Annotated in this window: 18 protein-coding genes; 6 read left to right on the top strand and 12 right to left on the bottom strand. The window is 68.4% G+C overall.

Translation table 11 applies throughout. The features are described 5' to 3' along the window. Window positions 1-1182, bottom strand: a complete 1182-nt coding sequence (locus tag ACN28I_RS39485) for a hypothetical protein (protein ID WP_420947045.1) — start codon at window positions 1180-1182, stop codon at window positions 1-3. Between the two features lie 129 nt (window positions 1183-1311). Here ACN28I_RS39485 and ACN28I_RS39480 point away from each other — a divergent pair, with 129 nt between their 5' ends. The 3 genes from ACN28I_RS39480 to ACN28I_RS39470 all read left to right on the top strand — a co-directional run bounded on the left by ACN28I_RS39480 (window position 1312) and on the right by ACN28I_RS39470 (window position 4353). Beyond that, a complete protein-coding gene (locus ACN28I_RS39480) occupies window positions 1312-1854 on the top strand; it encodes a DUF350 domain-containing protein (protein WP_420947044.1) in 543 nt (180 codons plus the stop codon). 4 nt (window positions 1855-1858) lie between these two features. Continuing rightward, window positions 1859-2764: a transglutaminase domain-containing protein gene (locus ACN28I_RS39475; protein WP_420947043.1), complete on the top strand. Its 906-nt coding sequence runs from the start codon at window positions 1859-1861 to the stop codon at window positions 2762-2764. A gap of 242 nt (window positions 2765-3006) precedes the next feature. After that, entirely contained in the window at window positions 3007-4353 is a 1347-nt protein-coding gene (locus tag ACN28I_RS39470; protein WP_420947042.1) for a hypothetical protein, read from the top strand. 80 nt (window positions 4354-4433) lie between these two features. Here ACN28I_RS39470 and ACN28I_RS39465 read toward each other — a convergent pair whose 3' ends face one another. Then, window positions 4434-4940, bottom strand: coding sequence for a tyrosine-type recombinase/integrase (locus ACN28I_RS39465; RefSeq protein ID WP_420947041.1), 507 nt, complete (start codon window positions 4938-4940; stop codon window positions 4434-4436). A gap of 326 nt (window positions 4941-5266) precedes the next feature. On the opposite strand from ACN28I_RS39465, the gene ACN28I_RS39460 reads away from it, so the two are divergent. Next, window positions 5267-7279: an SIR2 family protein gene (locus ACN28I_RS39460; RefSeq protein ID WP_420947040.1), complete on the top strand. Its 2013-nt coding sequence runs from the start codon at window positions 5267-5269 to the stop codon at window positions 7277-7279. Between the two features lie 332 nt (window positions 7280-7611). Here the strand turns inward: ACN28I_RS39460 and ACN28I_RS39455 are convergent, their stop codons facing one another. Beyond that, a complete protein-coding gene (locus ACN28I_RS39455) occupies window positions 7612-7803 on the bottom strand; it encodes a hypothetical protein (protein WP_420947039.1) in 192 nt (63 codons plus the stop codon). Between the two features lie 253 nt (window positions 7804-8056). Here ACN28I_RS39455 and ACN28I_RS39450 point away from each other — a divergent pair, with 253 nt between their 5' ends. Continuing rightward, the gene (locus ACN28I_RS39450; protein ID WP_420947038.1) at window positions 8057-8563 is read left to right on the top strand and encodes a hypothetical protein; all 507 of its coding nucleotides are present in this window, start codon (window positions 8057-8059) and stop codon (window positions 8561-8563) included. 2 nt (window positions 8564-8565) lie between these two features. Continuing rightward, window positions 8566-9042: an SMI1/KNR4 family protein gene (locus ACN28I_RS39445; protein ID WP_420947037.1), complete on the top strand. Its 477-nt coding sequence runs from the start codon at window positions 8566-8568 to the stop codon at window positions 9040-9042. 398 nt (window positions 9043-9440) lie between these two features. Here ACN28I_RS39445 and ACN28I_RS39440 read toward each other — a convergent pair whose 3' ends face one another. From ACN28I_RS39440 to ACN28I_RS39400, 9 genes are all read right to left on the bottom strand, one after another. Continuing rightward, window positions 9441-9782 (bottom strand): hypothetical protein, encoded by a 342-nt coding sequence (locus tag ACN28I_RS39440; protein WP_420947036.1) that lies wholly within the window; start codon window positions 9780-9782, stop codon window positions 9441-9443. Between the two features lie 190 nt (window positions 9783-9972). Beyond that, window positions 9973-10239 (bottom strand): hypothetical protein, encoded by a 267-nt coding sequence (locus ACN28I_RS39435; RefSeq protein WP_420947035.1) that lies wholly within the window; start codon window positions 10237-10239, stop codon window positions 9973-9975. 186 nt (window positions 10240-10425) lie between these two features. Next, entirely contained in the window at window positions 10426-10914 is a 489-nt protein-coding gene (locus ACN28I_RS39430) for a hypothetical protein (protein ID WP_420947034.1), read from the bottom strand. 68 nt (window positions 10915-10982) lie between these two features. Further along, the gene (locus ACN28I_RS39425; RefSeq protein ID WP_420947033.1) at window positions 10983-11384 is read right to left on the bottom strand and encodes a transposase zinc-binding domain-containing protein; all 402 of its coding nucleotides are present in this window, start codon (window positions 11382-11384) and stop codon (window positions 10983-10985) included. 278 nt (window positions 11385-11662) lie between these two features. Continuing rightward, a complete protein-coding gene (locus ACN28I_RS39420; RefSeq protein WP_420947032.1) occupies window positions 11663-12415 on the bottom strand; it encodes a tRNA(His) guanylyltransferase Thg1 family protein in 753 nt (250 codons plus the stop codon). Further along, window positions 12396-12872, bottom strand: coding sequence for an AAA family ATPase (locus ACN28I_RS39415; RefSeq protein WP_420947031.1), 477 nt, complete (start codon window positions 12870-12872; stop codon window positions 12396-12398). Before ACN28I_RS39415 ends, ACN28I_RS39420 begins: the two co-directional genes overlap by 20 nt. A 60-nt stretch (window positions 12873-12932) precedes the next feature. Continuing rightward, window positions 12933-14996: a BTAD domain-containing putative transcriptional regulator gene (locus ACN28I_RS39410; RefSeq protein ID WP_420947030.1), complete on the bottom strand. Its 2064-nt coding sequence runs from the start codon at window positions 14994-14996 to the stop codon at window positions 12933-12935. 41 nt (window positions 14997-15037) lie between these two features. Further along, window positions 15038-16207, bottom strand: a complete 1170-nt coding sequence (locus tag ACN28I_RS39405) for an acyl-CoA dehydrogenase family protein (protein WP_420947029.1) — start codon at window positions 16205-16207, stop codon at window positions 15038-15040. 120 nt (window positions 16208-16327) lie between these two features. Beyond that, on the bottom strand, window positions 16328-18988 hold the full coding sequence (locus ACN28I_RS39400; RefSeq protein WP_420947028.1) for an ADOP family duplicated permease: 2661 nt from the start codon (window positions 18986-18988) through the stop codon (window positions 16328-16330). Window positions 18989-18990 lie beyond the last annotated feature (2 nt).

Genomic DNA, 18990 nt, shown 5'->3' with positions numbered 1-18990 from the left:
TCAGGGGGCCTGGAAGCTCGAGACCCCCTCGATGACGCAGCGGCCGCTCCAGCGCAGCGTCACGCTCTTCCCAGCGGACAACTGCTTCAGCACCTGCGTGGGGATCTCCGTCCGGAAGGCGGGGGCCTCCACGCGTTGCGACCAGGAGCCGTACTCGAGCTCGACGGTCTCGGGCGGACAGTCCCCATGCATCCGGATCCGAAGGACCGGCTGGGCGTCACCCGGTCCTGGCCAATCGGCTTCCGGATGGGACGGGTCGGACTCGTTTTGCCGGGGCTGGTATTCGACGACGACGGGCAGCGGCGACTCGAAGCTGCCCGCCGCACGCACGAAGTTCCGGACCCACGCCTCGGCGTGTGAATACGGGCCACAGTCACAGTCCTCCGAGTCCGCGGAAACCCGCAGGAAGCCCTCGGTCACGCTGCCCTCCGGCCCGGCGTAACGGCCTTCACCCGGTTCGAACCGGAACGTGGCCGCGACCCGCGCGAGCGCTCCATCCGCCGAGCGAGGGCCGAGCTCCACGAGGGGCGGCGCGCCCGAGGGCTGCTCACGAAGGCGCCAGGTCCACGCGTAATGCTTGTCCGCGGACATGAAGCCGATGAACGGTGGACCCACCACCACGCTCAAGATGGAGCGCTGCCCGGGCGTGACGGGAACGATGTGGAGCATCTGGACACTCCAGGGCGAGCCCGAGGGTCCGTACCTGATGTGGTGGGCCACGGCCAGGCGCCCATCACCCGTATGGGAAAAGAGCCTCGTTTCCGAGCCGATGACATTCGCGGACGAGAAGATGGGGACGAAGCGCCCTTCTCCATCCACCAGGGTGAACGGACCCCGCGCAACTCCCGGCCCGCTCTCCGGGAAGACCTCGGCATCCACCGCCCGGAAGACGATGTACATGGGCTCGCCCTCGGCCTGAGGGGCCCGCAGCACGTGGTTGATGCGGCAATCCGGCTCCTCCTGGTAGCGGGGCGTGCCCAGGTAGCGGCCCTGGCTCAGCAGCGCGCAGAACGCCGCTTCACGCCGCTCCAGGTCCAGGAGCTGCTCGCTGAGCGAGAGCGGCCGGGTGGGAACCGGCGGTGGGCGGCAAGCCCCCAGTGCTCCGCACAGCAGGGCACTCAGGAGAACGCGGAACCAGGCCCATCGGCGGGCGCATCGGAACGAAGGCATCGGGTAGCGCATGCGGTGTGGACCCCAGCCTACGCCCTCTCGCGGAGCTGGGGAGCGAGCAGGCGTCGGGCGATTCGATGGGTGCGGCAGAGTTGAATGATTCCGTGCCCGCGGGCTTCCTCCTAGAGTGAAGCCGTTCCCATGAACCTGCTCCTCGTCGCCGTCGGATTGTCCAAGGTGGTCTTCGGTGGGCTGGTCGCCGCGCTCGGCATCTGGCTCGCGTTCCGCGGTCTCAACCGGCTGCTCGGCACGAATCCCACCGTCGACCTGCAACAGGGCAATGTCGCCGCCGGAGTCGTCCACGCCGCCAGCCTGCTCGCGCTCGGGCTGCTGGTGCACAACGCCGTGAACGCCACCTTCGACGCCGTGGACCTCACCTTCCGCGGCCCCTCCATCGAGCCCTCGGCCCTGGTGCGGCTCACCTTCTTCGCCCTCACGCACGTGGGCGTCGCCCTCCTCGTGGGTACGGGCGTGCTCGCCCTCGGCGTGCTCCTCTTCGACAGAATCACCCCCGGCATCGACGAGCTCGCCGAGGTGCGCCGCGGCAACGTGGCGCTCGCGCTCGTCCTGGCCGCCATCCTCATCGTGCTCGCCCTGCTCACCGCGCCGGGCCTCCAGGCCACCCTCAACGGCCTCATCCCCTTCCCCGAGCTCCCTCCCTCCACCTTCCAGTCCCCGTCCTGACTCCGTGGCCGCCCCGCCGTCCAGCCCGCGGAAGACGCTCCTCCAGCTCTTCCTCGTCCTCTTCATCGCCTCGAGCTGCTGCGGCTTCCTCGGGCTGCGCTGGCTCGTCACGCGAGGCGTGCGCTCACACTCCCCGCTCCCGGCCACGGCCCCGCCTCCCGAGCTTCCCGGCGCCCGGGGCACCCACCTCGGCCTGGCCCTCGTCCCCGCCTCCACCCCGCTGGGCCAGGCCCGCACCTATGAGTGGCGCGCCGAGTCGCTCCTCCCTCCCGAGTACCGGCTGGGCTACGGCCTCGGGGAATCCCTCGCGGCCTCGCTGGACCGTGCGCACCGGGCCTACGGCCGGAAGATGCGTTTCCGCTCGCTGGGCCGTGCCCGCTTCACCTACCAGGCGCCGCCCGGATGCCAGCAGGACATGCGCTGCATCTACGCCGAGCTCATGCGCAGCAACGCCGAGCCCGTGCACGTGCTGGGCACCCGCTTCGTCGAGCACATCCGCGAGCGGCGGCTGGACCCATTGGAAGCCGCCGAGCTCATCATCACCTTCGTCCAGCGCATCCACTACGTGGAGCCCGAGGGCCAGCCCTTCGGCGTCCTGCCTCCCGCGCTCGTCGCCGCGCGGGACGAGGGCGACTGCGACTCCAAGGCCGTGCTCGCGGTGATGCTGCTGCGCCAGGCGGGCATCGACGCGGCCATCCTCTACTCGGACCCTCTCGCCCACGCCGCCGTGGGCGTGGCCCTGCCCGTGCGCGGCCCTGCCTTCCGGCTCGGCAACCGCGTGTACCGCTACGCGGAAGCTCACCACCGAGGGCTGGCCCCTCGGGATGATTCCGCCCCAGCACGACAAGCCGCATTTGTGGAAGGTTCTGCCCGTGCCGGAACCACCCGGCGAGACGGGCTCCCCTGTTGAGACGGTGGACACTCCCGTGTCCGGAGACGTGGAGTAGTCGAAGCGGCATCTGGCCCGAAGGGTGGGTTCCCCGATCGCCCGGGGTGACGAAGCTTCACCACCCAACCCCGAGGCGCCCCCCACGCCGAGCTCCTCTTCCACCGCTGTCCTTCTTCCAACGCTCTGGCTCTCTCCTGTGCGCACCCGTCCGACAATCGGGCCGCACCGGAGTGCGTGGGTGGCACCCCCAACCGGAGGTCGCCATGCCGTCCCTCTCCCGCTGGCTCGTCCTACCCTTGCTCGGCTTGTTGACCCTACCCGCCTGCCTCGCCCCACCGGACGAGCAGGACTCCGCGGACGCCGTCGAGGCGCCCGCTCCCGAGGAGCAGCAGTACGTGGGCCAGGCGCTCACGGGCGGCGATGCCCTCGCCACCACGAGCTGCCTCGCCCAGCCGTTGTTGTCCTCCCTCGGCAAGAGCCGCGTGCTCGTCGGTGGGAAGATGAGCGATGACGTCGCGTCGCAGGCGCCGTTCGATGTCCGCTACATGTATCTCGCTGGTGGGCTGTTCGACTCGGCGGAGCCCTGCGGCTCGTGCCTGAGCTGCACCGCCCAGACGCGCTCCTGCTCCAACGCGAGCGGAGGGTGCGGCTGGTGGGGCTGTTGGCAATGGGACCAGCAGGCCCCGGGACAGTACCTGCGCGACTTCCTCCAGGCCGCCGCCGTCCGCAAGCAGATCCCGATGATCACCTACTACGAGCTCCTCCACACCAGCGGCGTGGCCGATGGGACCGCCGAGGTGCTGCGGGTGGTGGATGTCTCCCTCATGCGGCGCTACTTCAATGACTGGCGCTTCGTGCTGAAGCAGATTGGCAATTCCACCGCCCTCCTCCACCTCGAGCCGGACTTCTGGGCCTACGCGCAGTTCCTCGCCTTGGATCCCCGCCTGCTGCCCGCGGCCGTCGCCTCGGCCAATCCCACCGATTGCGCGAATCAGCCGAACTCGGTGGCCGGCATGGGCCGCTGCCTCATCTCCATGGCGCGCAAGTACGCCCCCAACGCCAAGGTGGGCCTGCACGCCTCCGCGTGGGCCACGAAGCTCGATGCCCACCTCAACACCAACCCGCTGTTCGACGTCACCATCGAGGCGCGCAAGGTGGCCGACTTCCTCCGGCTGTGCGGCGCCGCCGACGGGGACTTCGTCGTCGTGGAGACCAGCGACCGCGATGCCCAGTGGTACCAGGTGACGACGGGCTCCTGGCGCTGGTGGGACCGGAACAACTTCAACTACCCCAACTTCCGCCAGGCCTTCACGTGGTCCAAGGCCCTCTCGGAGCGGCTCGGAAAGCCCCACCTCTGGTGGCAGCTCCCCGTGGGCAACATGACCCTGCCCGGCACCTGGGAGAAGTGGCGCGACAACCGGCTGGATTACTTCTTCGACCACCCGGACCAGGTCGCCGCCTCGCATGGGCTCGGCATGGTCTTCGGCGCCGGTGCCGAGGGGCAGACCAATCCCTCCACCGATGGCGGCCACTTCGTGCGCCGCGCGAAGGCGTATTTCTCCACGGGCGGACAGCCCGCGTGCCCCTCTGGGCTGAGCGCGGCACAGTAGGGGGACACGGGTTCAAGTCCCGTACTGCTCGCCAACAAGAAGGGCCCGGAATCGCAAGGTTCCGGGCCCTTCGCCTTTTCTCACCTACCTGTCTTCCCCTGCGTCGCGGAGCCCGTCTCCAGCATGTCTCCAGAAAGCTGGGCGCCCACCGCGTCCAGCAGGCTGATGGCCGCGTCCTTCGCCGCCGGGGTGAGGTGCATGTACCGCTGGGTGGTGGTGAAGCTCTCGTGGCCCGCCAGCTCCTGGATGGCCTTGGCAGGAGCCCCACGCATCGCCAGCCGCGAGCAGAAGGTGTGCCGCATGATGTGCAGAGCCCCAGTGACCGGCAGCCCAGCCCGTGTCTGAGCCTTCTTCATCCAGCGGGAGACGGTGGCCCTGGCCACGGGCTCGCCGTCGTCCCGGTAGAGCACCCGGGCCCCTCGCAGGTGACGGTTGGCCGCCAACAACGCCGCCAGGCGCTTCGTCATCGGCACCCGGCGATCTCGTCCGCCCTTGGGCACGGTGACGTGACCTCGCCACTCTGCGGCCGCGAGGCTCAACTGCTGGCTCGCCGCCACCACATGTACCAGCGCGCTCGCCACCATCATCCCACGCGCTGGCGCGGCAACACCCGCGACTGGACACCGGCCGACCCTGTCCGTCTCAACCCCTCTCCGCATTCCACCCCTGCACTGCCTTCTTTTCGGCTGACTGCCTGAGTCAGCTTCTCGCGACAACTATGTTGACACTCACCGCCTGCGTCCGGAACTGTTGGCCCTGCTCAACTCGGGCGACACCGCTGTGGGCGGAACGAAGTGGTGGGTACGAGGCGTTCGCCGTCTACTCGCCGGGTGGAGTGGTGGCGCGAAGGTATGAGGCTTGTCCGCTAGATGCGCGCTCCCGCTGAGCTACACTGCATGGTGGAGAGCCACCGTTGAAGACACCACGCACCTGGACCATCGAGATCGTCCGCGCCAAGGAGGCTGGCAACGCGTACGCCTTCAACTACGAGCGGCAGGACTATGTGTTCGTCGGCAACCACGCCTATGGGAATGCGGAGTTCCCATGGGATGAAGAGGTAGTGTCAGCACTGGTGCAGCTTCAGCAGCCGCGGGCACAATCCGAGGTGGTACGTCGCCTCGGTAAGAAACTCCTTCGCTTCCTGCAGGATGGCATGCCCACGCCCGAAGGATGGGGCGCTCTTGAAGTAGCCATCCGCCAAGCGAAGGAGGAAGGTCAACCTCTCCATCTCGTCTTTCGATTCGGCGCCGCCGAACTCTATAGCCTGCCATGGGAGTTGGTCGCTCTCCCGTCCACAGGAGAGTACCTGGGTGAGGCGCCTTGGTGCATCATCCACTATGAGTGGCCAGGGGTCTCAGTCGCGCCCGCCGCTACCGTTCCCCGGTCGAAGCCGGGTCGGCTTCTGTTCGGCTGGTCCAACGCGGGTGGTGAGACTCCGACCATCGATCACCTGCACGCGCTCGAAGAAGCGGCGCTCCGCGGCACATTCGAGTTCGATGCGAAGCATGACACCATCCCTCTACTCTCGGCTTCTGCACTGCGAGACGCGCTCCAGCGGGCAGTCGGGGAAGGGCGGCCCTTCACGGCGCTCCACCTCCTGTGCCACGGAGTCCGGGATGCAAGCGGTAACTATGGGTTGGTCTGGGATGAGGCGTCCACGATAAGCGGGGTGGCGCACATCGACTCGGAAAAGTTCAGCAGGTTGCTGCGCCCCTACACGGACTCGATACGGCTGGTGGTTCTGTGCGCCTGCCACAGCGGCCACCCGGGCTCGCCTGGCAACGTTCTCGGAAGCGTGGCGCAAGCAACCCATCGCATCGGCGTGCGAGCAGTTCTTGCCTCCCGCCTGCCACTGTCCGTGAAGGGCTCGATCCAGTTTACCGAGTCCTTCTATAGAGCATGGGACGGTAGTGACTCCGTGCAGCCGGCGCTGGCTGCCGTAAGAAACGCACTGCTCCATATAGGCGAGCATGCTTGGGCCTCACTTCAGCTCTTCGCTGCACAAGTAGAGCCTGACAAAGCAGCACCGGCAGTTGGTGTAACTCTGGAGGTGCCGCACGCTTCGCCCGTTCCGTCAATCCTCCCCGGTGTGTCCCTGCCAAAGCCCGTTCTTGAGGCCTACCGCTCCAACACGCTGGCCCTGTTCATCGGCTCCGGCCTCTCACTGGGCCACGACGTGAAGGGGGGCTTGCCAACGTGGACGCAGATTCCCGAGCGGCTACTCGATGTCTGTGAGCATCTTGGCACTCTCGACGAGCAGACGATCCAGCACTGGCGCAAGCTGTTCAAGAGACGCATGCGGCTCGAACTCATGCTCGCACAGCTCGGCGCCCTGCGTACTGCCCTGGGAAGCGACTACCCGAAGGCCATCGACGCCATTTTCCGTCCCTCGGACATTGCCCCGGGCTCAGCACATCAGGCCGTTACCGGAATGGGCGTCCGCGCAATCCTGACTACGAATTACGACTCCCTCATTGAAGATGCAGGAGGGATACCTCGCAGGTACGTCTATACCTGGAAGGATTCCGACAAGGCGCTCAGGGATCTGGAGTCTAAGCGCAACGTTCTGCTCAAGGTCCACGGAACGGCGGAGCATTACGACAGCGTGGTCATGACCGAACGCGAGTACCACGAAGCCCATTCCAACCCTTCGTACCAGAAGGTGCTGGACCATCTGCTTCAGCGCTACACGTTCCTCTTCATTGGCTATGGGTTGAATGATCCATTGGACCTCGATCTGGCACTCAAGGGGAATGCTGACGCCTTCAAATCCGCATCTCGTCGCCACTATGCGGTGATGAAGGACCCAAGTGACAATGACCAAGACCGTTACGAGCGCGAGTACAATGTCCGAGTCATTCCCTATAGGGACCACGCGCAGATTCCGGTCATCCTGGAGCAACTCCGGCGCACTGCCGGGAGCTGAAGCTCCCGCCAGAACTCGGGTCCTAGGCTCCACCTGGCCTTCCTTGGCCACACCTCGCCAGGGCACACGCTACCGTTGGGCCCCACGAACCTCCCTGGAGCACCATGCACCCCTGGCTCTGTTATGTCTCCAAAACTGGAGGGGACTCGGGGCGACAGGCGGGACTGGCGAGGACTGCCCCGTGGACTCGAAGTGCCCGGATTCACTCACGATTCAGCGAAAGGCGTGTGCCGTCGCAGGTTTGGGGCTCCCCTCGTCCACGGGTTCAAGTCCCGTACTCCTCGCCAATAGAAGAGCCCGGAATCGCAAGGTTCCGGGCCCTTCGCCTTTTCTCACCCACCTGTCTTTCCCTGCGTCGCGGAGCCCGTCTCCAGCATGTCTCCAGAATGCAGGGCGCCCGCCGTGTCCGGCAGGCTGATGGCCGCGTCCTTCGCCGCCGGGGTCAGGTGCATGTACCGCTGCGTGGTGGTGAGGCTCTCGTGGCCCGCCAGCTCCTGGATGGCCTTGGCAGGAGCCCCACGCACCGAGAACGGCGCGTCCTGGGAGTTGTCAGCCCCGTTAGGGTATCTCCTCCGGTTGGCAACCCGTCGGGGGGCCATCACGGGGATTTCCATGAAGCTGGCTGGAGCAGTGATGCTGTGGGTGTTCCTCACCGGATGCGCGACAACGCAGAGAACTGACGGCCCCGGAACGGGAGGCTCTGGTCCTTCACCCTCACCGGGGGCCAAACCCGCAGTGAAGAAGGAACTGCCCTGGTTGAACGTGCCAGGCGGACGGATGAAGACGACCCTCTTCTACGGCCCGTGGCAGTGTCGCCGGGAGTTCATGAACGGGTGCCAGAGGGAGTGCGCCAGCGAGGGCCGCACCCTCAAGGGATGCATGTGGCTGGCCGACTTCAAGTTCGATTGGGAGGGAAGCCTCGTCGTCATCCCCGTTCCCGTGAAGGCCGGAAGCCGCTACGGCATCTATCACTGCTGCTGCAACTACACCGAGCTGTCGAAGGAGGACACACGCGCCGCTCGCAAGAAGTGGGAGGGAAAGAGGGAGTCCTTCCGGCGGGGTTGGAGCGAGAAGTTCGGAACGTGGCCGGAGAAAGGTGACGTGTCCTGGCCAGGGCACCACGTCAGGGATCTCAAGCACGGGGGGAATCCGGTTGACCCCAACAACATCATCCCCGCCGAGCCTGATGTTCACGAGGTACTCAACGAGCAGTACCCCGCTTGCTACGACGGCAAATCCCCCTGGAATACAGTGGGCCCCGACCTGCCCTACACGGACAACTGACGATGGCCACGCCCCTGAACAGCTTGCTCGAAGAGGTCTCCCGCGAGCACTTCCCCCATCCCCCCGCCACACCCGAGGAGATCGAGGAGTTCGAGCAGCGGGTGGGCTGGCGGCTGGACCCGGACCTCCGGGCCTTCTACCTGCACTGCAACGGAGCGGAGCTGATCAAGCGGTTGCCGGATTCCCCCTATCGCATCCTTCCCCTGTCGAAGATCGTCCGGGCGCGAGTCGCCATTTTCGGAAAGAAGAACGATGACGACGCGCACGGCCCCGCCTCGATGTGGGCCATCTGCGACGTGCAGGATGGCAACTACCTGTTGGTGGATGTGGCCCGGCAGGAGAATGGCCGCTATCCCGTCATCGACGGCTGGCACGAGGCGTGGCCGGACCCGAAGTATTGCGATCAGATCGCCACCTCCTTCTCGGACTTCTTGGAGCGGGCGCTGCGTGATGGCCAAGCCTACTGGCTGAACGAATGAGACGATGTCCTCGCCCATGAGCCTCCTGCTCGAAGAGGTCTCCCGCGACCACTTCCCGTATCCACCCGCTACGCCCGAGGAGATCAAAGAGTCCGAGCACCCGGGGGGCTGCCGCCTGACAACCGGGAAACGGTGGCCTGGATGCTCCTACACCGGGGGCAGGCGAACACGTCCAGAGCGAACGCACGGCGCAGCAGCCCCGCTCAGTCCAAGCGGGGCGTGCGCTCCTTCTGCGGGTTCTCCACCGTCGCGGCCACGCGCTCCTCCGGCCCCGGTTCCGCCCCCGCTTGAGGGAGCGAAGCCGAATTCTTGGCCCTCGCGGTACTCGGCGCCCGGGAAGCGCTGGCGTGGTGGAGGCCCACACTGCGAACTCCTACGAGGTGACGGTGGCGTAGGGGCTACTTCGTCCGAGTCTGCCCCGGTGCCCGTGCGTAGTCCTCCTTAGGGATTCGCCGGACGTGAATCCACGTCTTGTCGAGCGGCACCGCCTCGTCGCCACTCTCCTTGTCGGCGGAGCGCATGTAGAGGTGCTCAATGTCAACCACGCGGAATGGCGCCGCCGACCCGAAGTAATACGCCTGCTCTGCGGTGTCTTGCGTTTCCTCCCTCGGCAGAATGATGATGTCACCAATGTTGGGCAGGGGGTCATCAGACGACAGCACTGCAATGCACCCGGGCTTGTAGCTGAAGCCCGGTCTGCCTTGCCCGTCCTCCACTTCGTAAACCTCTACGTCATCCATCACGAAGCCCTCCTCTGGGTATGCCGGATTCTACCGGCTTCACAGCTGCCTCTTTCACAGCGTCCGAGGTTGCGCGACAGGTTCCGTGCCCCGGCTGCTGGCATTCGTCCTACTTGCCGTCTCCGGCGAGCGCTACTTCTGCTCTAAGCAGCGCTCTGCCTAGTTCCTACGAGGTGACCGTAACGAGGCCCTACTGCACCTTCAACGCATCCAGCCGCTGAGAATCAAAGCCAAGGCGTTCCAGGAACTCGCGTGGCGACCATGTGCCGGAGAACCGGCTAATGGAGAGGGACTTCGTGAGCGCATCACTGGAGAGGTACGTCTCAAGCGCATTGCGGATGGCCTTGTCGTTCACGGCGAAGTAAGCCCCTGTGTCGGAGGTCCCGTGTACCGCCCCATGACCAAGCAACTTGATGAAGTCCGGCACCAATTTTCGGGGGACGTGCACGTAGCTCATGGCCGACGCGCTACGTCCCCGGCCTGAAGCCTGTCATCGGGCTCACCATGCGCCCCCCCTCTTGGCCCTGGGGCCTCGTCTCACTCACGACGTCCTCCATTCCATGGCTACTCGTCCGCCTCCGAGGAGAGCTGCTTCCGCTCCCAGCAGCACTCCTTCTAGATCCTACAGGGTTGCGGTGGCGGCCTAACCCCCAGTCGGTCCAGGCGTATCCCGCTCCAGCAGAGTGAACGGCCAACGCTGTCCCTCCACTTCAACCTGGGTCGTCTTCACCAGGGCGTACTCAATCTTGGCCAAGTCTGCATCCCCCGCCGCCCGCCCAGCCGCTTGGCCCAGGATGTCGTAGAGGCGCTCGGAAATCGCTGCCCACGAGGCCACTTCGTCCCTCCTTGCCTCCTGCGTCAGGCGGACGCCAGCGGCGGCAGCGAGGCGCTGCACATCTACGGAGTACTTGGCGTTGACGTACGACACCACGCCCTTTCGCGACCTGATGCCTTCCACAAACAGCTGCGCTTGCAGATTGGCCACTTCCTCGCGCAGGGCTGCATTCTCTGCGGCCAACTCCTCCGCCGACGAGATGACGCCCTCCACCATCATTCGCACGCCGGGGTTGTTCGGCTCCTCACGAAGAAACGGGGCCAGCAGGTCTCGAATCTTCTGCACCTTCTCGCTCACGGTTCCCTCCAGACGCTGGTGTTGGGGCGGTCACCTTGCCGACGGGCAGGTCGCACCCGCCGTCGTTCTCATACGCCTCCGCTGGGCACGACGCATCCTGTTCCAACCCACCGCACCCGGTGCGGAAAGAGCAGCGTCCACTGCCGGTAGGGCATATGCGGCAGCACCCGCTCCACCGGGTGCGCCGCCGTCATCTGCGCCCGCTTCGCGCTACAGAAGGGGCACACTCCTCGCCCCTTGCAAGAAAAGGTGACGAGCAGTTCGCTCTCGCAGCGCACCCGCGCGAACCCGTGCGCCAGCCCCCCGCACTCAAGGTAGCGGGCGAAACCCCGCTCGATGTACCGGGGCACGCCACGTCCCACCTCGCTCACCTTCACCACCAGCAGCGTGGCGAGGTGGTCCCTCACCGCCTCGTACAGCACCGTCCCCTCCGGCTGCCTCCGCCGGTACTCCCACCCGTGCTCCCCCACCTGCCCCTCCCCACAACCACACCTCGCCATGGCACACGCTACCGTTGGGCTCCCACGAACCTCCCTGAAGCACCGTGCGCCCCTGGTTCCGTCTCCAAAATGCCTCCAGGGCTCGGAGGGGACTCCGGGGGACAGGTGGGACAGCCGGGGACTGGCCCATGGACTCGAAGTGCCCGGATTCACTCGCGATTCCGCGAAAGGCGTGTGCCGTCGCGGGTTTAGGGCACCCCTCGTCCACGGGTTCAAGTCCCGTACTCCTCGCAAAGAGAAGCCCAAATTCAGGGGGCCTTCATCCGCTCCCGCACGTAGGCGTCGTACTCCTCCTTCATCGGGAGGGACTCGTCCACGCGCAGCCTCCGGCGCAGGGTGCTCACCTTCTGGCCACTGCGTGGGTCCTCGCCCTCCTTCTCGTACTGCTCCCACGAGATGCCCGAGCCACGCCTCTGCCAGAGCGGCAGCTCGTTGAAGTTGATGCCTCTCTGGAAGAGGAGCTCGTTCTTGAAGCCCACCGGCTTGCCGTGCAGCTCCCGCGAGGCCTGCGCCACGCTCAGGCCTTCCTTGCGCAGCGTCCAATAGCACCAGCCGTGCAACGCGCAGCGGGCCGCGTCCGACTGTCTCCAGCGGAAGTAGTCCACCACCGCGCTCTCGTTCACGCCCATCCACACCCGGCTGTCGAACACCGCCGGCACTCCCGCCACGTGCGTGAAGGCCGCGCTCGCCACACCCGCGGAGATGGACACCAGCTTCTCCACCTCCCGGTCGAAGAGCGACCAGTCCGGCCGGAAGAGCACAGAAATCTCATCGCTCTCCGTGTACGCGTAGATGCCCTGCAGCTCCTCCAGCAGCGCCGAGGCCGTGCGCACCATCTGCTGGTGCAACACCGCATCGAAGGGCTTCTCGTAGCGCGCCTCCGTGAAGCGCGAGAAGCCCCGCCCGTCCACCCGCAGCACGCACCACGCCCCGCTCAGCAGCCGCAGTGAGTGGAAGAACTCGCCCTCCCGCATCCGCGCTTCAAAATCGTTTGGACTCATCTTCCTCCCTCCATTCCCTCACGTCGAAGCCGCCCTCCGGGCCTGCCTGGACGTGGAACAACGCATCGAATCCCTCGGCGGACGAGGGCCACCGCAATTTCCGATACGTGATGTGAATCGCCTTGTCCGGCACCCGCGCCCGTCCCACCCGCCCCGCGTTGCGCGCCAGGCACGTCTCCAGGTCCGACACGAAGACGTAGCCCACCACCCGCGCACCGCGCTCGCGGCCCAGCGCGATGAGCGGCTCCCGGTCCTCCACGAGCGGGTGGGTGTTGTCCACCACCACCGACTCCCCCCGGTCCAGCGCCTCGGCGATAAGCCTCCGCTGCCGGGCCTCCCGCTTGCGCGCGTTGGGCCACAGGTCCTTGCTCACGAGCACGTGCGTGCCCGCGAAGCGCTCCCGGTAGAAGCTGCTCTTTCCCGAGCCCTGCAGGCCAATGAAGAGGACCAGTTCCATGGCGGCGACTCTCAGACGGTGTGCACGCCCCGGCTCTGACGCCGGGGACGGCCCCCGGCCTCACGCCGAGGGAACCATGCTCCTCAATCGCACCGCCTCCTCCAACTCCCCCGCGGCTTCCAGGATGGAAGCGGCGCGCGCGTAGTTCGTGGCCGCTTCCGTCCGGCGCAGGTGGGACTCGTCCACCTGGGCGGCCTCGAGCAGGAAGGGCACCGCGCGCCGGGTCTCCCCCCCCTCCAGCCAGTGCTGGGCGATGACGGCCGGGGCCGCCCGCCTCGACTCCAGCCGCTGGGCCAGGCGCCGGTGCAGCAGTGCTCCCAGCGCGGAGGGAATCGAGCCCATCACCGCCTCGAACACCAGGTCATGCGTGAAGCGCTCGCCCCTGAGGATCTGCGCCGCCTCCAGCTCGCGCAGCGGCCCGGCGAAGGACAGGGGGCTCACCTCCAGCACCTCCCCCGCCAGCTCCAGGCTGAACTCCATGAGGGCCAGCGCCGCCACCTGCGCCAGTTGCAAGGCCAGCGGGGACAGCCGCTCCAGGCGCTGTTGAATGAGCTGGCGCACCCGCCCCGGCGGAGGCAGCCGCTCCGGCCACCCCTGCTCCAGGCTCCCCGACTCCATCAGGTGCTTGAGGGTCTCGGTGATGAAGAGCGGGTTGCCCCCCGTGTAGCGCGTCATCTCCCCGGTGAGGGACCCGGCCCCCGGCAGCGACAGGCTCTCCAACAGCTCGCCCACCGCCTCGGGCCGCAGCGGCTCCAGCTCCAGGAGCATCGCCAGCCCCGCGGCCTCCAGCCGCTTCGTGATGGCGAGCGCCTCGCCTCCGAGATCGCCGCGGCGGCAGCAGTCGATGATGATGGGAAAGGTGCCGGCCGAGTGGAAGCGGGCGTGAGCATAGGCTCCCACCTGCAGGCTGGCGGAGTCGGCGAACTGCAGGTCGTCGGTGATGAAGCTCGCCAGGCCCTCGGTGCAGCGGCGGAGCACCTCGCTGTAGGCGTCCAGGCAGCGCACCCGCTCTCCCTCGTCACGCATGGGGGGAGTCGGCTCCCCGGGCGGAGCGAGCTCCGGCATCACGCGCGCCAGCTCCCGGCGAATCCAGGGCTCCAGGCCCCGCTCGAGCTCGGGCCGCTCGGCGAAGAGCTCCCGGATGTGCCGCACATACAAGGAATAGGGCACCTCCGCGTCCCCGGGCCGGGCGGCGAAGACCACATACCGCCCCTTGGAGGCCGCGAAGTCCTGCGCCAGCCGCGTCTTGCCCACGCCCGGCTCGGCCAGCAGCAGCATGAGCTGCCTCGACTGCCACGCCGCCTCCATCCGCGCCCATTCCGGCGCACGGCCCACCAGCACCGGCGGACGCAGGACGGAGAGCGGCAGCGTCCGCTCCGGCCTCTTCCCAGCCGCACGAGGCCGCACCTGCCCGCGCTCCACGTCCCGCGCCAGTGCCAGCGTGTCCGGGTGCGGCGCCGCGTCGTACTCCTCGAAGAGCATCTTCCGGCAACGGTCGAAGAGGTGGAGCGCCGCCATCCGGTCTCCCAGCAGGTAGTGCAGCCGCATCAACCGCCGGTAGGCCTCCTCCGAGAGAGGATCCAACGCCAGCAGCCGCTCGGCGAAGTGCAGCGCCCCGGCCAGGTCCCCCTGCTGCTCGCGGGCCTCCACCTCGGCGATGGCGGCGCGGCACCGCAGGGCCTCGAGCTGCCCCCGGGCCCGGAGCACCCAGGCCTCGAAGTCCGGGCAGTCATCGAAGTCCAGGGTGCCCAGCAGCGAGCCCGACAGCGACAGCGCTTGCGTGTGCCGGCTGGCGAAGACGTGCGCCTCCAGCTCCACCGCGTCGGTGGTCACCCGCTCGGAGAGGGAGACCACGTCCCCGCCAAGCACCAGGTCCGTCCCGGTGGCCACCCGCAGCCGGCGCAGGAGCTGGCGCATGTTGTTGCGGGCCGTGTCCTCGCCCGAGCCGGGCCACAGCATGCCCGCCAGCCTGTACTTGGGCGTGGGCCCCTCCAGCGCCAGCCACGCCAGCACCGCCGCCACCCGCCGCTGCAACGCCAGGGGCTCGGCCAGCCCCAGGAGCCGCGCACCCCCGAGCACTTCCAACCGCCAGTCCGTCACGTCTTCCCCCCACCGCCACTCCATGGAGCAGCCGAGGGCCCCCGGGCGCCCGCGTGGGAGCGTCCTCAGGTCCAGAATCCCGTCGGCTGCCCGAGGAGGGAGGCTCCGGCCTGGCCAAACCACCCCTCAGCGGCAGCCGCATGCTGCCTGAAGGTGTAGATGTCACGGAAGCGCCTCTGCAACGACGAGCCCTCTTTGAGCGAGTGGGCCCCTCCCGCGCGATAGCAGGTTTCCACTACACCCGAGGCGGTCTCCGTCACCCAGGCCAGGGCGGCCGACAGGCGCGGTGCCAGCAGGACAGCGGAGGCGGGCTCGTTCACGCACGCGGCCCAGAACTCCTCCGCCGTGGCGTACAGGAGCGCCCGGGAAGCCCGCACGCTCGTGTCCACGCGGCCGAGCTCGAGCTGGAAGACGGGAGACTCGATGAGAGGGGCGCGGGCGTACAGGCGCCGCTTGCCCGTGGTGACGAGCTTCACCACGTCATCCACCGCGCCCTGGGCGATGCCCAGCGACACCGCCGCCATGTGCAGCACGAAGTGCAGCAGCGGCGCGACGAAGCCCGGCCCCGGCACGGTGGACGTCCCGGCGAAGAGATCGAAGGTGCTCTCCTCGGGGCAGAAGGCGCCCTCCAGCGCCACGTCATGGCTGCCCGTGCCCTTCAGGCCGAGCGCGTTCCACGTGTCGATGATGCGCACCTCGCGGGCCGGGAAGAGCATGGAGCGCGTCCGGGGTACGCCTGGCATGGGGCCGGGGCGAGGCTGGCCGTCCTGGAGGACGACGCAGTTGGCGAACAGCCAGTCACAATGCTCGCAGCCGCTGGCGAAGCCCCAACGCCCGGTGACGCGGTAGCCGCCCTTCTCCACCGCGGCCTGCCCCTGCGCGTTGAAGGCCCCACCCATGATGACGTCCGGCCCGGCCGAGTAGATGGCGTCGAAGCGCTCGCGCGGCAGGAGCGCGAAGAGGTGCGGGCTCTCCATGCCGATCATCGTCGTCCAGCCGGCCGCCCCATCCGCGCGGGCGAGCGTCTCCAGGATCTCGCAGCCGGTGCGCAGGTCCACCTCGGAGCCGCCGTGACTCCGGGGGACGAAGGCCCGGAAGAACCCCGCCTGCTTGAACTGGCCGAGCAGGTCCACCGGCAACCGCCGTCCCGACTCGATGTCCGCGGCCCGGGCGGCAATCACCGGAGCCAGGTCCCGCGCGGCCTCCACCACCTTCGTCGTCTCAGCGCTCTTCATGCGTCACTCCTCGTCGCGGGCACGGGAGCCCCCCATGCGCCCATTCCGACGTGGAATGACGATTACCTGCGGGGGTGTGACGGAGCCGTGACCGGCTCCACGGGACTCCGTCACACGGGCCTACTCCGCGCGCAGGGAGACGGCCGGATCCACGCGCATGGCCCGCCGCGCCGGCACGAGGCACGCCACCAGCGCCACCCCCAGCAGCAGCACCGCCGCCGCGCCGAAGGCGAGCGGATCATGCGGTGCCACACCATAGAGGATGCTGCCCATGACCTGGGACAGGGCGAGCGCACCGGCCACTCCCAGCGCCACCCCCAGGCCCGCGAGCCGCATCCCGCTGCGCAACACCATGCTCAGCACTTCCGCCGGCCGGGCCCCGAGCGCCAACCGCACGCCGATCTCCCGCTGCCGCTGACCCACCGTGTAGGCCAGCACGCCGTAGATGCCCACCGCGCCGAGCACCAGCGCCAGCACGGCGAAGAGGCCGAGCAGCGACGCGATGAGCCGGGGACGGGCCACGGAGCCGCCCACCACCTCCTCGAGCGTGGTGATGCGGGTGATGGTCTGATCCGGGTTCACCGACCAGATGGCCTGGCGGACCGCGGAGGCGAGCTGCAGGGGAGCGCCCTGGCCACGCACCACCAGGTTCACGCTGCTGCGGGTGTTCTGCAGCACGTGCACGTAGACGAGGGGCGGGGCGGGCTCGGAGAGGCTCTCCTGGCGCACGTCCCCCACCACGCCCACGATGGGGGCCACGACGGCGCCATCCCAGTGGATGCCCTTGCCCACCGCGTCCTCGCCCGGGAAGAAGCGGCGGACGAAGGCCTCGTTGACCATCAACACCGTGGGCGCGTCCCCCGAGTCCTGGGAGGTGAAGGCGCGGCCGCGCAGCAGGGGAATCCCCATGGCGCGGAAGTAGTCGTTGCTCACGTGCAGGTACCGCACGCGAGGGGCGTCCGCGGCGCTCTCCGCGGGCTGGCCCGCCAGGACCAGCGGCGCCGGTTCGCCCGAGCCCTCCAGCGGGAGGTTCTTCGCCGTGCCGGCCACCTGCACCCCGGGGACCTCGCGCACGCGCTCGAGCACCTCGGCCAGGTACTGGGCCTTCGGGCGCGCCCCCGGCGAGGAGGAGAAGCTCACCACCACCGCGCCTTCGGGACGGAAGCCCGGCTCCACCGAGAGCAGCGACATCAGACTGCGGACGGCCAGTCCCGCCCCGGCCATCAGCACCACGGCGAGCGCCACCTCGGCGACCACCAGCGCGCCGCGCAGCCGCGCCCCACCCGTCCCCGTCATGCCCCGGCCCGCCGCCTTGAGCACCGGCGCCAACTGGGGCGAGCGCGCGCGCCACGCCGGCAGCAACCCGAACAGCACCCCGGTGAAGAGCGTGGCGCCCATGGCGAAGGCCATCACCGCTCCGTCCACCCTCACCTCCCGCAGGCGGGGCAACTGCTTCACGGAGAAGGCCACCAGCAGCTCGGTGCCCCACACCGCCAGCAGGACACCGAACACGCCGCCCAGCAGCGCGAGCACGAGGCTCTCGGTGAGGAGCTGCCCCACCAGCCGTCCCGGCCCGGCCCCCAGCGCGGCCCGCACCGCCAGCTCGCGCTCGCGCGCGGTGGCCCGCGTCAGCATCAGGTTGGCCACGTTGACGCACGCGATGAGCAGCAGGAAGCCCACCGCGCCGAACAGCACCATCAACCCCACCCGCACATCCCCGGTGACGGCCTCGTGCAGCGGCAGCACCGTGACGCCGGTGCTCTGCACGTTGGTGGCCGGGTACTCCTCCGCGAGCTGCCGGGCCACGCCATTCATCTCCGAGCGCGCCGTCTCCAGGGACACCCCGGGCTTCAGGCGCGCCACCACGGACTGCCAGCGCACCTGGCGCAGGCGCGGAATGCCGCTCTCGCTGATGCGGGAGTCGGAGAGCCACAGGTCCACGCGTTCGGAGGGGAAGTCGAAGCCCGCGGGCATCACGCCCACCACCGTGGTGGGCACCTCATCGATCGTCAGGGTCCGGCCGAGGATGCCGCGGTCTCCGCCGAAGCGCCGCTGCCACAGGCCATGGCTGATCACCGCCACCGCGTTGTGCCCCGGCTGGTGCTCCCCGGGGAGCAGCGCGCGCCCCAGCAGCGGCGCCACGCCGAGGGTGGAGAAGAAGCCGTCGCTCACGAAGGCCGCCGGCAACCGCTGGGGCTCCCCGTCACCGCTCAGGTTGCTCCCCGACATCCCCTCCACGTACCACCACGTGCCCAGGTCCTCGAAGGAGCGCTGGCGCGCCTTCCAGTCCGCGAAGTCCAGCGGGGACACCTCGCCCCGGGCCTGGTTCTGGGACGGGCTCGCCTGCCACAGGCGCACCAGCCGCTCGGGCGCGGCGAAAGGCAGCGGCCGCAGCAGCACCCCGCGCACCACGCTGAAGATGGAGGTGGTGGCGCCGATGCCCAACGCCAGGGTGAGCACGGCCACCAGCGCGAAGCCGGGCGCCTGCCGCAGCATCCTCAGCGCGTACCGCACGTCCTGCACCAGCGCTTCCCACAGCAGGAACCGCTTCATCTTCCGCTCCCTCTCGTGCCCGATGCGCACGCACTCCTCGCGCACACGGCCCACGTCTCCGAACTCGCGCTCGGCGGCCGCACGCGCCTCGGCGGGGGACAGGCCCTCCCGCTCGTACCGGGCGGTGCGCATCTCCAGGTGGAACCGCAGCTCCTCGTCCACGTCCTGCTCCACCGCGCGAGGCCGCACGGCGAGCTTCAACAACCGCTTGATACCGGGGTAGCGCATGG

Origin of the sequence: Archangium gephyra, assembly GCF_049060025.1 — a bacterium.
Taxonomy (GTDB): Bacteria; Myxococcota; Myxococcia; order Myxococcales; family Myxococcaceae; genus Archangium; species Archangium gephyra_A.
Note: the sequence above shows the minus strand (reverse complement) of the source record. Positions and strands in the feature narration are given on the sequence as shown.

Excerpts from the sequence above, each read along its gene's own strand:
- ACN28I_RS39485 (WP_420947045.1), bottom strand. The coding sequence starts at position 1,182 with ATGCGCTACCCGATGCCTTCGTTCCGATGCGCCCGCCGATGGGCCTGG.
- ACN28I_RS39465 (WP_420947041.1), bottom strand. The coding sequence starts at position 4,940 with ATGATGGTGGCGAGCGCGCTGGTACATGTGGTGGCGGCGAGCCAGCAG.
- ACN28I_RS39410 (WP_420947030.1), bottom strand. The coding sequence starts at position 14,996 with ATGGAGTGGCGGTGGGGGGAAGACGTGACGGACTGGCGGTTGGAAGTG.
- ACN28I_RS39435 (WP_420947035.1), bottom strand. The coding sequence starts at position 10,239 with ATGAGCTACGTGCACGTCCCCCGAAAATTGGTGCCGGACTTCATCAAG.
- ACN28I_RS39405 (WP_420947029.1), bottom strand. The coding sequence starts at position 16,207 with ATGAAGAGCGCTGAGACGACGAAGGTGGTGGAGGCCGCGCGGGACCTG.
- ACN28I_RS39470 (WP_420947042.1), top strand. The coding sequence starts at position 3,007 with ATGCCGTCCCTCTCCCGCTGGCTCGTCCTACCCTTGCTCGGCTTGTTG.
- ACN28I_RS39400 (WP_420947028.1), bottom strand. The coding sequence starts at position 18,988 with ATGCGCTACCCCGGTATCAAGCGGTTGTTGAAGCTCGCCGTGCGGCCT.
- ACN28I_RS39415 (WP_420947031.1), bottom strand. The coding sequence starts at position 12,872 with ATGGAACTGGTCCTCTTCATTGGCCTGCAGGGCTCGGGAAAGAGCAGC.
- ACN28I_RS39445 (WP_420947037.1), top strand. The coding sequence starts at position 8,566 with ATGGCCACGCCCCTGAACAGCTTGCTCGAAGAGGTCTCCCGCGAGCAC.
- ACN28I_RS39420 (WP_420947032.1), bottom strand. The coding sequence starts at position 12,415 with ATGAGTCCAAACGATTTTGAAGCGCGGATGCGGGAGGGCGAGTTCTTC.
- ACN28I_RS39450 (WP_420947038.1), top strand. The coding sequence starts at position 8,057 with ATGAAGACGACCCTCTTCTACGGCCCGTGGCAGTGTCGCCGGGAGTTC.
- ACN28I_RS39440 (WP_420947036.1), bottom strand. The coding sequence starts at position 9,782 with ATGGATGACGTAGAGGTTTACGAAGTGGAGGACGGGCAAGGCAGACCG.
- ACN28I_RS39480 (WP_420947044.1), top strand. The coding sequence starts at position 1,312 with ATGAACCTGCTCCTCGTCGCCGTCGGATTGTCCAAGGTGGTCTTCGGT.